Origin of the sequence: Microbulbifer jejuensis (assembly GCF_047289955.1) — a bacterium.
Classification (GTDB): Bacteria; Pseudomonadota; Gammaproteobacteria; order Pseudomonadales; family Cellvibrionaceae; genus Microbulbifer.
This window is the reverse complement of record NZ_JBLBUB010000016.1, coordinates 37,836-51,507: the sequence shown is the minus strand read 5'-3', so window position 1 is coordinate 51,507 and position 13,672 is coordinate 37,836. Positions and strand designations below refer to the sequence as shown.

General features: G+C 54.1%; 11 protein-coding genes and 2 pseudogenes. 11 read left to right on the top strand and 2 right to left on the bottom strand.

The window, feature by feature from the left end; translation table 11 throughout:
* The 11 genes from ACL7TT_RS11885 (at position 1) to ACL7TT_RS11835 (ending at position 12,374) form a co-directional block, all read left to right on the top strand.
* Positions 1-1,305 carry an ATP-binding cassette domain-containing protein gene (locus tag ACL7TT_RS11885; protein ID WP_299945577.1) on the top strand — a complete coding sequence of 435 codons (1,305 nt, stop codon included), beginning with the start codon at positions 1-3 and terminating at the stop codon, positions 1,303-1,305.
* Positions 1,295-2,377 carry a vWA domain-containing protein gene (locus ACL7TT_RS11880; RefSeq protein WP_299945575.1) on the top strand — a complete coding sequence of 361 codons (1,083 nt, stop codon included), beginning with the start codon at positions 1,295-1,297 and terminating at the stop codon, positions 2,375-2,377. The genes ACL7TT_RS11885 and ACL7TT_RS11880 overlap by 11 nt, the downstream gene beginning before the upstream one ends.
* On the top strand, positions 2,374-3,378 hold the full coding sequence (locus tag ACL7TT_RS11875) for a VWA domain-containing protein (protein ID WP_413395663.1): 1,005 nt from the start codon (positions 2,374-2,376) through the stop codon (positions 3,376-3,378). The genes ACL7TT_RS11880 and ACL7TT_RS11875 overlap by 4 nt, the downstream gene beginning before the upstream one ends.
* A 23-nt stretch (positions 3,379-3,401) precedes the next feature.
* Positions 3,402-4,070, top strand: coding sequence for a hypothetical protein (locus tag ACL7TT_RS11870; RefSeq protein ID WP_299945570.1), 669 nt, complete (start codon positions 3,402-3,404; stop codon positions 4,068-4,070).
* 12 nt (positions 4,071-4,082) lie between these two features.
* Positions 4,083-4,745, top strand: coding sequence for a hypothetical protein (locus tag ACL7TT_RS11865; protein WP_299945567.1), 663 nt, complete (start codon positions 4,083-4,085; stop codon positions 4,743-4,745).
* A 275-nt stretch (positions 4,746-5,020) separates the two neighbouring features.
* Entirely contained in the window at positions 5,021-6,385 is a 1,365-nt protein-coding gene (locus ACL7TT_RS11860; protein ID WP_413395661.1) for a M48 family metalloprotease, read from the top strand.
* Positions 6,386-6,487: 102 nt separating this feature from the next.
* Entirely contained in the window at positions 6,488-8,119 is a 1,632-nt protein-coding gene (locus ACL7TT_RS11855) for a long-chain fatty acid--CoA ligase (RefSeq protein WP_299945562.1), read from the top strand.
* Positions 8,120-8,314: 195 nt separating this feature from the next.
* On the top strand, positions 8,315-9,166 hold the full coding sequence (glpQ, locus tag ACL7TT_RS11850; RefSeq protein WP_413395659.1) for a glycerophosphodiester phosphodiesterase: 852 nt from the start codon (positions 8,315-8,317) through the stop codon (positions 9,164-9,166).
* Entirely contained in the window at positions 9,094-9,411 is a 318-nt protein-coding gene (locus ACL7TT_RS11845) for a glycerophosphodiester phosphodiesterase family protein (protein WP_413395657.1), read from the top strand. The genes glpQ and ACL7TT_RS11845 overlap by 73 nt, the downstream gene beginning before the upstream one ends.
* A gap of 948 nt (positions 9,412-10,359) precedes the next feature.
* The gene (locus ACL7TT_RS11840) at positions 10,360-11,766 is read left to right on the top strand and encodes a sodium-dependent transporter (protein ID WP_413395655.1); all 1,407 of its coding nucleotides are present in this window, start codon (positions 10,360-10,362) and stop codon (positions 11,764-11,766) included.
* A gap of 17 nt (positions 11,767-11,783) precedes the next feature.
* A complete protein-coding gene (locus tag ACL7TT_RS11835; protein WP_413395653.1) occupies positions 11,784-12,374 on the top strand; it encodes a carboxymuconolactone decarboxylase family protein in 591 nt (196 codons plus the stop codon).
* Positions 12,375-12,510: 136 nt separating this feature from the next.
* On the opposite strand, the pseudogene ACL7TT_RS11830 reads toward ACL7TT_RS11835, so the two are convergent.
* Positions 12,511-12,774, bottom strand: a pseudogene (locus ACL7TT_RS11830) (transposase); the annotation flags it as partial.
* 640 nt (positions 12,775-13,414) lie between these two features.
* Positions 13,415-13,672 (bottom strand): annotated as a pseudogene (locus ACL7TT_RS11825) (transposase); the annotation flags it as partial.

Here is a 13,672-nt window from a genome sequence, read left to right as displayed (position 1 = left end):
ATGGGACAAGGTGTCCTTGAAATCAATGACTGTGGTTTGAGGGTTTTCTCCGGCACTGTAGAGGTGTTGGAGAGCCCAGGTATAGCAGTGATTGAACCGCGGAGTATCCACGTAGGTACCGCCGCTCAAATGCGCACACGCAGCCACCCCACCCAGGTGAACAATCAGTTTTGGCACAGATTGAGCCTTGAATCACTGAAATCCGAGAACCTGCGCTGTCGCCACCATGCGGATCTTGCCTACTGCCACCTGAAGGAGATCAGCGAACTTTGCGACCTGCCCGATGAATTGATTGTCGCCGTGCCCGGAAACTTTACCCGTGAGCAGCTCGCGCTGCTGCTCGGCGTGCTGAAAGAGAGCGGCATTCATGTCGTCGGCCTGGTCGACACCGCCACCGCCTGTACGGGAAACCTCTCCCCCACCGGTGTTCAGCTCCATGTCGAATTACAGCTGCACCAGACCCTGGTGTCCCGCATTGAGGTGAGTCAGCAGGCAACAATCACTGCTGCAGAAGCCATCGCCGATGCCGGTTTGCATCACTTCCAGGAAGCCTGGGCGCGCGTATTTACCGATGCTTTTGTTATGCAATGCCGCTTTGACCCACTGCATTCCGCCGGGTCCGAACAACAGCTGTACGATTTGATGCCACAATGGGTAAATCGCGCCATGCGACAGGGAGAAGTACTAGCAGAACTGGATGACCGCACGGCAAAAGTCACTCTTCGGCAGCTACAGGACGCCACTACCCCGATACTTTCACGGGTGCGGGCAATGATTGAAAACCTTGAGGAAAGTGCCAGTGTAAAATTTATTTCACATCGCTGGGCAGAAATCCCCGGGGGTATCCAACTGGCGCAACGCATGTATCTTCTTCCCAGAGATTGCATCGTTCAATCAATTAGCAGACGTTGGAAGGAACTGCGCAGTGACACCCCGGCGCTACGCCTGATCAATAGTGTCAGCGCCCTGCCCGAAAACGAGGTCACCGTGCAGGTAGACTGCCCATCTGAGATAGGGGCAACACATCTTCTGTTCGGGCATCGCGCGCTAGGGGCACATCAACCCCTATTTGTCTTCTGGCACGAGGATAAATTTCAGGTGACCTCCACTCCGCCTGAGCACCCCGCTGCAACGGTTACCAACCACGCTGGCAGGCTGGCTCTGCGGGTGGACGCCGGTGTGTGCCTGATGCTCAACGGAGAGGAAATTACGGCGCCAATCAATCTAAATGCGGGCGACAGAATTGGGATTGCGGATAGGCACGATGCGATAACCGCAATCAGTGTGGAGCACTATGAGACGTAAACAGCGTCGTTTTTCCACTTTCAGCCTCTCTTTTCTCGACATCATGTCCTGTGGGTTTGGTGCCGTGGCCCTGATCTTCCTAATCATCAAGCATGGCTCAGATCACGAGATTGAAATCGAAGCCGAGAACCTGAGCGCCGAAGTCAATCTGCTGCAGGAAGAAGTCGAATTTGGCCAGGAACACCTGGTGCAAGCACGCAATACCCTGGATACCACCAGCGATGAGTTGGCCCAAACACAGGGTCTCGCCCGCCGGATACTGGAGCAAATAGAAGAGGTAAAAGGCAATATCGCCGAAGTGGATAGTGTGGACGAACAGGAGGACATAAAAAGACTGCGGGATAAGCTGAAAAAGCTAGAGCAGGCCAAGAAAAATCTCGAGAAGGAAAACAAAAAGCTCGGCAATAATGTACGCAAGTATATCGGCGATGGCGATCGCCAATACCTCACCGGTCTGCGTCTGGGAGGCAACCGCATTCTTATTCTACTGGATGCATCCGCCTCCATGCTGGGAGACGAACTGATAAAAATCATCCGCGCCCGAAATATGTCATCAAGGATCAAACGCCAAACCGAGAAGTGGCGCAGGGCGGTCAATACGGTTTCCTGGCTAACGGCACAATTACCGCCGGATAGCCGGTACCAGATCTATACTTTTAATACGTCATTCCGCGCTGCTATTGCTGGTACGGAAGACCGCTGGCTCAATGTGGATGATCGCGACCAGTTGGATCAGGCCATCAAAGAGCTGAATGAGATAGTACCTGAAAACGGTACCAGCCTGGAAAGGGTTTTCAACGCCATTCACGCCATGACGCCTTTACCGGACAACATTATTCTGATTACGGATGGTTTGCCCACCCAGGGAATGAAGCCGCCCAGAGGCAGCACGATTTCCGGTAGGAACAGGCGCAATCTGTTCAAAAGTGCCGTTAAAGTGCTCCCCAAGAATATTCCCGTCAACATCATCCTGGCGCCCATGGAGGGAGATCCATTCGCCGCCAGCGAGTTCTGGAAACTGGCTATGCAGACTCAGGGCTCCTTCCTGGCCCCGTCAAGGGACTGGCCATGATAGGTTCACGAAAAAAAAAGCGACAGGAAGAGTTCAGTATTTCCTTTCTCGACGTGATCTGCTGCGGATTCGGCGCCATCGTGTTGCTGTTGATGATTGCAAAAACTGCCGAACCCATTGTTCTGGAAGAGACTGAGGTAGACCTGGAGGCCCAGGTCATCGAATTGCAGCAACAGCTGATGGAAATCCGTGGCGAAACCACGATTCTCAACCGCGATCTCAATGCCAAGCGCGAACAGATCGATATTGAGCGCAAGCGCATTGCCAACCTGCGCGGAGAGCTTGAAGCGCTGCAGGCGGTTTATGCCAGCAAAACTGAAGGCCAACACGAGGAAGGCAGGCTGAAAGGCGAACTGACCATCGCCTTGCAAACCATGACTGATGAAATGCGCCGATTACTTGGGGAGAACTACCAGCGTAAAAATAATGTCATCGGCGGGATTCCGGTAGACAGTGAATACATTCTTTTCATCGTTGACACCTCAGGCAGTATGTTTAATTACGGCTGGGAACGCATGATGGATGAAATGGTCAATACGCTGGACCTCTACCCCGAGGTAAAAGGCATCCAGGTAATGAACGACATGGGCGACTACATGTTTTTCAATTACCGTAACAAGTGGATTCCGGATACCCCTGGTCGCCGTCAGGCTATCCTCAAGCGCCTCAAGACCTGGAACCCATTCAGTAACTCCAGCCCGGTGGAAGGCATTCAAAAAGCGGTGCGAAGCTTCTACGATCCCAGCAAGAAAATCAGCATTTATGTGTTGGGTGATGAATTCACCGGCAAGTCTATTCGCAATGTCATGCTGGCAGTAGAGCGGGTAAATGCACGGCACGGTGAAGACAAGCGCAATATCCGCATTCATGCGGTGGGTTTCCCAATACAGTTTTCCCGCCCTCCCCATCTACAAACCACCGGACTTCGGTTTGCAGCCCTTATGCGGGAACTCACCTACCGCAATGGCGGTACCTTTGTAGGGCTGAACGATTTCCGCTAGCAAACAGATAGTTGGAGAAGTATATGAAGCACGGGATAAAGGAGTACTGCCCTATCCGTCTGATGGCCATGGCCTGCCTCTTGCTGTTATTGTCATCTTGCTCCCATACAGTACAAGTGGCGGATGATTATCCTACACCCGTAGGGGAACAAATCCCACTGTCCGTGGGTATTTTTCTCAGTGAGGGTTTCAAGAACTACACCTATCGCGAAGACAGTGAAGATCGCGAGGAATGGAATATCAGTACCGGCAAGGCGCAGAAGAAACTGTTTGAAACTGTTCTCAGCTCCATGTTCTCCAATACCGTTTCCCTGTCGCAATTTCCGCAAAAAATTCCCGCCAATGTTGAAATAGTCATAGTGCCAGAAGTGCGCGAGCTTCAATTCACCATGCCGCGGGAAACCCGGGTGAATATTTTTGAAGTGTGGATCAAATACGAGATCAATGCCTACGACCCCCAAGGGGAGCAGCTCGCCAACTGGGTGATTACCGCCTATGGAAAAACCCCCACGGCCTTCCTGAAAACCCAGGAACAGGCCTTGGCCCAGGCAATCAATATTGCCCTGCGTGACGCGGGAGCAACCCTCTACACGGGTTTCGAAAAAGTGCCTGAACTTCGGGCGTTCCTTTCCGGAAAACTCAGGGCTGCATCTCTGCAGGAGTTCAAAGTGAAATCCAGAAAGTTTGAATAGAGGGAGTATGTCGTGTTAAAGCCAGTATTTGTTTCTACGTTGATTTTCCTAAGTGGTTGTACCACTATCGTTATCGATGAGTACCGGCGTAGCGACGGCGAACTTGCCATGGGTGACTCGGTTGTCATCCTGGGCCGCCGCCATTCCAGCGACTACGAAACCGAACCCGACCTGATCTCCTGTGTTGGCAGCGAGCTGCACAACCCCGAGCTGGGTGTCCATATTATTCCAGAAAAGGAATTCGTAGACATTATGTATCCCTGGTTTGAGCCGCGCACGGCGCCCATGCATGTGCGCTCGCTCGATCGCCTGCTGGAAAACGCTGGTGTGCGCGAGCGCATGGAGGCATACGGGGTAAAATATATAATCTGGATAGATGGCTCCACGGAGACGACAGCCAGTGCCGGCTCAATTAGTTGCACCATCAGTACTGGCGGTGCGGGCTGCTTTGGTTTCGGCACCTGGGACAAGGAATCCGATTACGAAGCTTCCATCTGGGATTTTCGCGACCGGGAGCTGTCTGGAAAATTGAGTGCGGATGCCAAGGGAACCTCCTATATGCCCGCCATTGTTATCCCGATTCCTCTGATTGCCAGAGTCAAAAACAACGCTTGTAAAGGCATGGCGGCACAATTGCAACAGTTCTTGATGCCATTGCGTGGCGCCAGTTCGTAAAAAGTACTAATTCAAAAAAGACCAAACAAATTGCAACAGGAATCCGGTACCGGGGAGGTACCATCACCAACCCTAGACAGGTGCAGGTCTTTGAGCTACCGCAAGGATTGTATTTCAGGACGCACAGCCAAATAAATGTTGATCGCCGAATCAACAAATACTCAGGGAGGCAGAAGCTAATGAACCATCTTTACCGGCTGTTCGCCATTACGTTGATTGTGGTGAATACAGGATGCGCATTTAATCCGGCAACGAACCGACCAGACCTAGTATTCATGTCTGAGGATAAGGAGATCGCCATCGGCAAGGAGATGCACGAGAAACTGATTGAAAGCACCCCGATTTATCACGACCCCGTCCTCACTGCTTACGTCAACCATGTGGGGCAAAAAGTGGCCGTCGCCAGCGACCGACCCGACATCAAGTACCATTTCACCATTATCGACAGCCAGGATATCAATGCCTTTGCCCTGCCCGGTGGGTATATTTATATCAACCGGGGCCTGCTGACCTATCTGCATTCGGAGGCAGAGATGGCAGCTGTCCTCGCCCATGAAATCGGCCATATCACTGCACGCCACGCAGTGCGTCAGAAAACGGCAGCCACCGGCGCCAATGTGGCATCGGTACTTTCGGTATTGGTCACCGGCAGCGGTGTGGTCGGCGACGTTGCCAACTTGTGGACCACTGCCGCAGTAAAGGGCTACGGACGTGAGATGGAACTGGAAGCCGACCGGTTTGGCGCCCAGTATATGTTCAATGCAGGCTATGACCCTGAAGCCATGATGAATGTCATCGGCCTGCTAAAAGACCAGGAGACCTTTGCCCGGCGCCGCGCCCGCATAGAGGGCAAGAAGCAGCAGACCTATCACGGTGTCTTCTCCACACACCCCCGCAACGATATCCGCCTACAGGAAGTGGTGAAAGCAGCGGGCAAATTACCGGAAACGGACAGTGCCACCAAAGTGGCCTACTACCGGGAGAAGACCGATGGACTGGTCTATGGAGACAATGCAAGACAGTCGAAAAAAAACCGTTTTAATCATAAACGCCTGGGTTTTTCCCTTCTGTTTCCCGATGGCTGGACAGTGACAAACCAACGCTCCGAAATTATTGGCACTGCCCCGGACAACCAAGCAACGATTACCGTCAAGGTGGCCCAGCGCAATGGTAACCAGCCCGCGGATATGGCCCTTCGGGAAGAGTACGCTATAGGCAAACTGGAACAGGATGAAAAGTTGACGCAATATAGACTTGTGGGCCATACAGGAAAATTACCCGCTACGAAAAAGGGGAGTGCAGCGCCCGATAGAGTCGCGGTCATTTACTATGGGAGTCGTCAGTTTATGCTCGAAGGCAAGGTAGCTGATCCCGCGATCGAGAACAAAGAATCCCTCGAAGGCTACGACAACCTGTTTTTGACCAGCATTCGCAGCTTCCGCCCCCTGCGCAAAACTGATATGGTGAAGAAAGAGATCAGGCGTCTTCGCTATGTAAAAGCAAACGAAAAAACCACTTTTGCCTCCCTGGCTAAACATATGGAAATCGGTGATTACGCAGAGGAGCAACTGCGGCTTTTAAATGGGTACTACCCCCGTGGAGAACCCAAATCCGGCCAGTGGATCAAGATTGTGCAGTAATCACCTCGGTTATCCGCACGACTCCAGGCAGCCTTCCTCCACCTGATCACCTGATCCGTTGGACGCACAGGTCGCAACAAATACAATAATAGGAGGTTAGTGATGCACGGTTTGATGATGCAGTCACAACTCACTCTCACCGGGATTATGCGCCAAGCACTAGGCAATGCGCCAAACAGTGAGATCGTCTCAGTAACCGCAGACAATCCAAGACATCGTTACACCTACCGACAGGCTTTTGCACGCGCGGGCCAGCTCGCCAATGCACTGACTGAGCTCGGTGCAGTCAGTGGTGACCGTATCGGCACCCTGGCATGGAATGACCACCGGCATTTTGAACTCTACTATGCGCTTTCCTGCAGCGGTCTCATCTGCCATACCATTAACCCGCGTCTCTTCCCCGAGCAGATTGGCTATATTATCCAACACGCCGAAGACCGCTGGCTTTTTATCGATCCGGTCTTTGTACCACTTGTACAGGCCATCGCGGAAACACTCAGCGCGGTTGAAGGCATTATCGTCCTGACCGACAGGGCGCATATGCCCGCAAATTTGCCATCGGGCTATTTCTGCTATGAGGAGCTTCTCTCTTCCGGGTCGAGCGGATACCAGTGGCCGGATTTGCGCGAGGAGAGTGCAGCGGCCCTCTGCTATACCTCAGGCACTACGGGCAAGCCCAAGGGTGTGCTCTATTCCCACCGCGCAATGGCCCTGCATACCTATGGTGTGCTGATGCCGGATGCCTTTGCCATCCGGCACAATGAAGCCATTCTCCCAGTTGTGCCCATGTTCCATGTCAACGCCTGGGCTATCCCCTATGCCGCGCCGGCAGTAGGTGCCAAACTGGTCCTGCCCGGCCCCAGGATGGGGTGTGGACAAACCCTGAGCAAACTGATGCAGGAGGAATCAGTGTCTATTGCCGCTGGTGTTCCCACCGTCTGGTTAGCGCTGCTCAAATACCTGCGCGAAAGTGGCGAAACCATTCCCAGCCTCAATCGTGTGGTGGTTGGCGGTTCCGCCTGCCCCTGGAGCATCATGCAAGAGTTCGAGCAGAAACACGGCGTCTACACCCACCACGCCTGGGGTATGACCGAGATGAGCCCACTCGGCACCTACAACGCACAAGTAGCGGAGTCAATCCCACCAGAGGAAGCCAAAAACCTGCGTCTGAAACAGGGTCGGGCCGGGCTCGGTGTGGAGATGCGAATTCTCGATCCCCAGGGCAGCCTCCTGCCCCACGACGGCCGCGCCTTCGGTGCCCTGCAAGTGCGCGGCCCCTGGGTCTGCGAGCGCTATTACAAGGCGGAAGAATCGGCTCTGACCACGGATGGCTGGTTTGATACCGGCGATGTCGCCACCATAGACCCCCTCGGTTACCTGTCTATTACCGACCGTACCAAAGATGTCATCAAGTCGGGTGGCGAATGGATTTCCTCAATCGAACTGGAAAATTACGCCATGACTCTGGAAGGTGTCGCGGAGGCAGCTGTGATCGGTGTACCCCACGAAAAGTGGGCGGAGCGCCCACTGCTGATAGTTGTACCCGAAGCGAACACCAGCCTCGCCCCGGATACAATTCTCAGTGCCTTCCAAAACCAGTTCGCCAAATGGTGGATTCCCGATGACTGCGTAATCGTCGACGCATTGCCCCACACAGCCACGGGCAAAATCAGTAAAAAAGCACTACGCCAACAGTTCACAGAGCACCTGTGGCCCAGGGAAGAAACCGTGTGATCAGCCAACCAAATGTTTAACACGCCCTGTAGGCGGGAAGTGCCTGAAAGTTTGCCTGGTTGCAGGGAAACCAGTCACAGTGCCCCACACCAGGCTCAACAGATCTCCGCCTTACACTGCGCGCCCTGCCCTGATATATCCCTGTCATATTGCTCTGTTAGAAAGGCTTACATACCACTATGGGACGGCCTTGAAATGTTCAAAAAAATTCTATCTGTTTTATTCCTGTTCTTTTCCATTGCGGCGGGGCTCACTTGCGCGGAGAGCACTGAGAGCAACGTCAAAAACACCCTGGTGATTGCGCATCGCGGTGCATCGGCCTATTTGCCGGAACACACACTGGAGGCCAAATCCCTGGCCTATGGCATGCGCCCGGATTATATTGAGCAGGACCTGGTGCTCAGCAAGGATAATCACCTGATCATCATGCATGACATCACCCTGGACAGCACCACGGATGTTGCCGAAGTATTCCCCGACCGCGCCCGGGAAGATGGCCACTTCTACACCATTGACTTCACCCTGGATGAGTTAAAAAAACTGCGGGTTAGCGAAGCTTTTGTTATGCGGGAGGATGGCCCCAAAGCCAGGTATCCGCATCGGTTTCCTGTGTGGAAATCCAGTTTCCAGCTCTCTACATTCGAGGAGGAAATCGAACTGATACAGGGGCTGAATAAATCCCTCGGCTACGATATTGGCATCTACCCGGAAATTAAGAAACCCTATTTCCACCATTGGGAGGGCAGGGATATTGCTGCCATTGCGCTGGATACACTCAAGCAATACGGATATACCAGCGGACAACAAAAAGTATTCCTGCAGTGCTTCGACGCCGAGGAATTACAGCGCATCAAGTTTGAACTGATGCCGGCTCTCGCTATGGATCTGCCTCTGGTGCAGCTGATTGCTGAAACAAACTGGGGGAAAAAAAGATTGAAATTGACGGTGCCATCCAACATTATGATTATGACTGGATGCTGGAGCCGGGCGGCTTGCGCAAGGTCGCCACTTATGCAGACGGGATCGGCCCCTGGTACCCGATGCTGATGGAATTCAAGAACGGCCAGCCACGTGCAAACAATGTCGTGCGCCGCGCGCACCGCAGGCAGCTGCAGGTACATCCCTACACCTTCCGCGCCGATCCGGAAAAAATCCCGGAGGCGTTTGAGAACTTCAACCGGTTTTTACACTTCGCTGTAACCCAACTGCACGTCGATGGTCTCTTTACTGACCACCCGGATAAAGTGGTGAATTATCTGTCCAGCGTGCGCAGACGGCCCCACGCCAGGTAAAAGCCGTCGGAAAAAGGCGGGGTTCCAGCTCGCCCTTCCTGCATCACCGTACTTGCAGGTCTGTAGACGGCGGTTTATTTAAAAAGGGCACTCCAATACTGAAATGTGACCCGGGTATCCCTTACCGAACAGGCCCTGGATACCCAGGGGTCGGATAGCTGATGCCCTGGTGCGCAGAATTAGACCTCGCCAACCGGTGGAGAGATGAATTCAGTGCCATCTAAAGCTTTACCTTGATTGAATTCCTTACAAAAAGGGATTACGGTAGGTCTGCTGCCAAAGCGCCCGGCCGCTTCACCGACGCAGTCTAAAGAAAAATAAACAGATAAAAAATACCGCAACGATTATCGCTCCACCCGCGAAGCGCCATGTAACTCAGCGTTCGCGGGTATCACCGCGAAAACCAAACATGGACTACACCATGGCTGTGTAAGCGCAACCAGTACGGCAAGCCAGTGAGCTTCCGCTCTGTACTGGTGCTACCGTAGTCACGCAACACTGGAAGTGACGCTGCCCTGGCTGCACCGCAGAGGTATACCAACCGGCGAGAGTGAGAACCCCCTGGCGATACGCCCACCTGGATAGTGCTGCAGTTTCACAGGCAATATGACCAGATACCAGTGGGAATTTCAGTCACTGTGACCGTTATTTTGAAGCAGTCTGCATTCAGAAGATTTTTTGTCCGCCCTCGGGCAGGTGGTCATTGTGGCGGAAACCTTTGCAAGCAGCTCCAGTTCCGGCGCGCTGGTGTTCGCGGCTGCGACAGCAACGTGGAGCACGGAAAGCTCTTACGGAAGCTGAAGCAACTGACGGATGAGAAGCGAATCATCTACCGACCCCTTACTGAAGCTGGAAAACGATTTTTCCGAACGCTGGGTCCCGTTCGTTGAATTTGACAAAAAAGGGTGTTTATATTCTCTATTCCCAAACCGACAAAGGCACGCGGGAATGGAACAGGTCGCCCAGAAGCCTGCAAGGACGGAAGAGGCCGCCCGTAGCGGGCACGAGCAGTGGTCTTCGGACATGGTCTTCGTGCTGGCCGCGCTCGGCAGCGCCGTTGGCCTCGGTAATATCTGGCGATTCCCCTATGTTGCGGGCGAGAACGGCGGTGGTGCCTTTATCGCCGTCTACCTGCTATTCGTACTGGGCATAGGGCTACCGGCGCTAATCGCAACCATTATGGTCGGTCGCCGCGGGCAGGCGAGTCCCGATCACTGCTTCGAGCGCATTGCCGCCACCGAAGGGCTCAGTCGGCGATGGCGGCAACTCGGCTGGCTGCTGGTCCTGACCACATTTCTGTTACTGACATTTTTCAGCGTGGTTGCAGGCTGGATCTTCGATTATCTGTTCAAGGCATTGAGCGGCCGCTTCGCCGGCCTGGAGGCGGACACCTCGGCGGCGCTGTTCGATGCGCTGAAAGCTGACCCCCTGCGCCAGGCCCTGTGGCACGGCGTTTTTATGAGCTGCACGTTGGTAGTGGTCGCGTTCGGCATCCGCCGTGGTATCGAGGTCGCGGTCAAATGGATGATGCCGGGACTCGCCCTGCTGCTGGTTGTGCTGGTGGCGCATTCGATGTCGGTCGGCGACGGCGCGGCAGCGGCGCGTTTTCTGTTCCAGCCGGATTTCTCCGAACTCGACGCCGACGTACTGCTGCTCGCCGTCGGCCAGGCCCTGATCAGCCTCAGCGTCGGCGGTGCGGGCATGATCGTCTACGGCTCTTACCTGCGGCGCGAAGCATCGATTCCGCGCACCGCGGGCGTTATCGCCGGCGCCGATACCCTGGTTGCACTCCTGACCGGGCTGGTGATATTTCCGATCGTGTTCGCATTCGGTCTCAAACCGTCCGGCGGTCCCGGAATGATCTTCGTAACGCTGCCCGTCGCTTTCGGACAGATCCCGGGCGGCGCGCTCTTCGGCACCCTGTTTTTCGTGCTGTTGCTGCTCGCGGCTCTGACGTCGGCTTTTTCGATGTTCGAGCCGGCCGTCTCCTGGCTTGAACAGCATCGCGGCCTCTCGCGTAAGTGCGCTGCGCTCAGTGCCGGGGCCGTGGCCTGGTTTGTGGGATTGTCGACGGTGTTTTCGTTCAATATCTTGTCCCATGTGCGGCCGCTCGCGTGGATACCGCCCTGGCGGGACATGTCGATTTTCCAGGGGCTCGAACACCTGGTCGCCAATCTCGCCTCGCCACTCGGTGCGCTGCTGGTATCGATTTTCGTGGCCTGGAAGGTCGGTGAGCAGTTGCGCCGCGAAGAGTTCGGTAGCGCCAACGGTGTGCTGTATCCAACCTGGAGGCTGCTCGCCCGCTACTTTGTGCCAGTCGCTATCGCAGCGATCTTTATCGCCAGCCTTTTCTGAACAAAAATGGAGACCATATGCCGCTGATCCTCCCTCTCTCCCCCGACGACAATGAAGAAGTCGCCAAGCTCGCCGCCTTCTTCAATGAGACCCTCGGCTTCTGTCCCAACAGTGTCCTCACGATGCAACGGCGCCCGGAGATCGCCAAAGCCTTTATCAATCTCAACAAGGCGGTGATGGAGAACCACGGACGCGTCACCAGCGGCCTGAAACGGCTGATCGGCTATGTCGCCAGCCATGCCGCCGGCTGCCAATACTGCCAGGCCCACACTATCCGGGCCGCCCAGCGTTACGGCGAGCCGGACGAGAAACTCGAACACATCTGGGAATATCCCCGAAGCCCGCTGTTTACCGACGCCGAACGCACCGCACTGGACTTCGCCATCGCGGCCTCCTCGGTACCGAACGGTGCCAACGAGGAGATTGCCGAACAGCTCAGGAAATATTGGGACGATGGCGAAATCGTCGAAATTCTGGCTGTGGTTGCACTGTTTGGTTATCTGAACCGCTGGAACGACTCGATGGGTACGGAACTGGAGGCGCCCGCTGCAGAGTCGGGGCAGCGCTACCTCGCCGCAACGGGTTGGAATCCTGGCAAGCACGGCTGAAGCTGCGCGCACTGTGCCTGCTAAAAGGCCCGATCCACCGGTTGCTCTACCCAGACATACTCGAGCACGCGCCGGGTCATGATCTGCTACTGAAAAAAGCGGTTAGATCCGGCTGAAAAACTAAGACAAATCAAACCGCTAGTTTAGCCATAAAATCCAGCGGTTCAAAAGTTACATGGGTGGTACCATTGCGATACGGTGTTTTTAGCGCGTAGCGAATCTGTCCATTGGCCGTCAACGATAAGCGCTTTTCTGAAACCGCAAGGCGACAAACATAGCGCCATGGACGCTCGACTTTATCCTGCTGATGCGCTTCAGCCATTACACCGGCATGTAGAGAAAAACCTGCGAAGCTGGCCACTCGACTACTGGTACTGGCCTTATCTTCTCGCCCTGGTAAGATTTAGCTTGCGACCCTGCTGAGAACCCGTGAGCCGTTGTGGATTAAGCATCCGGAAACAACACCCTTTCCGCCTGTTACCAATGCATGGAGCGCGCTGGTTGCTACCCACAATGAGCCGCAATTGTGCCAACTCACACCAACGCCGGTTTCGCCTGCGTGCGGGGTGCATCAAACACCATGACTGCGCACTAATGAAATGGTGACTTCTTCGTAACAGCCGCTTGACGCGAGGCTCACCATGCGCATGTCGGGTTTTTGCTATATGCCCGCTACGCGTGTGTTGTATGATCGTTGGATTACGCATCACGTTTTCCCATTTGCGCTGTGGCAAGCAACGGTGGGGGCTGAGGCGGTAAATTAAATCTCAAACTTGAGCCTGAAAACCTCAAACCCCCAATTTGCCTAGGTTGACTTCTACTCTTTCATCCTGGCCAGGTTTGCAATAGACCAGATTCCATTTAAATGACATGTCATTCTCCTTTTATAAAATAAATCTAGGGAAGCTCTGAGCAAGTTCAGGAATTTGTAAAAAATCAGCTTTTTCGTGGATTTTCCTTATTTTGGAAAAATAATTGCTCGAATTTTCATCTATCTTCGACTGCAACCCGCCTCCTGGCGAATCGTAGACGCACCTCTCCTACGCGAGGAGGTAATCTTTGCTCTTTAACAGATTTGCAAAGCCCGCCAGTAGATGCAGGCGCTCGGTAGTTTTCGCGAGACCGCGATAGCGAACTTTGCTGTATCCGAAAATTCTCTTGATCGTGAGAAACGGATGCTCGACTTTGGCGCGAACTTGAGCTTTGATTTTCTCCGCTTTGGCCATGTCACTATTCCTGGCAAGCTTGCGCCGACTGCGGTCCTTATCACTGTACCGGTTTCGCCTCTTTTAGTTTCG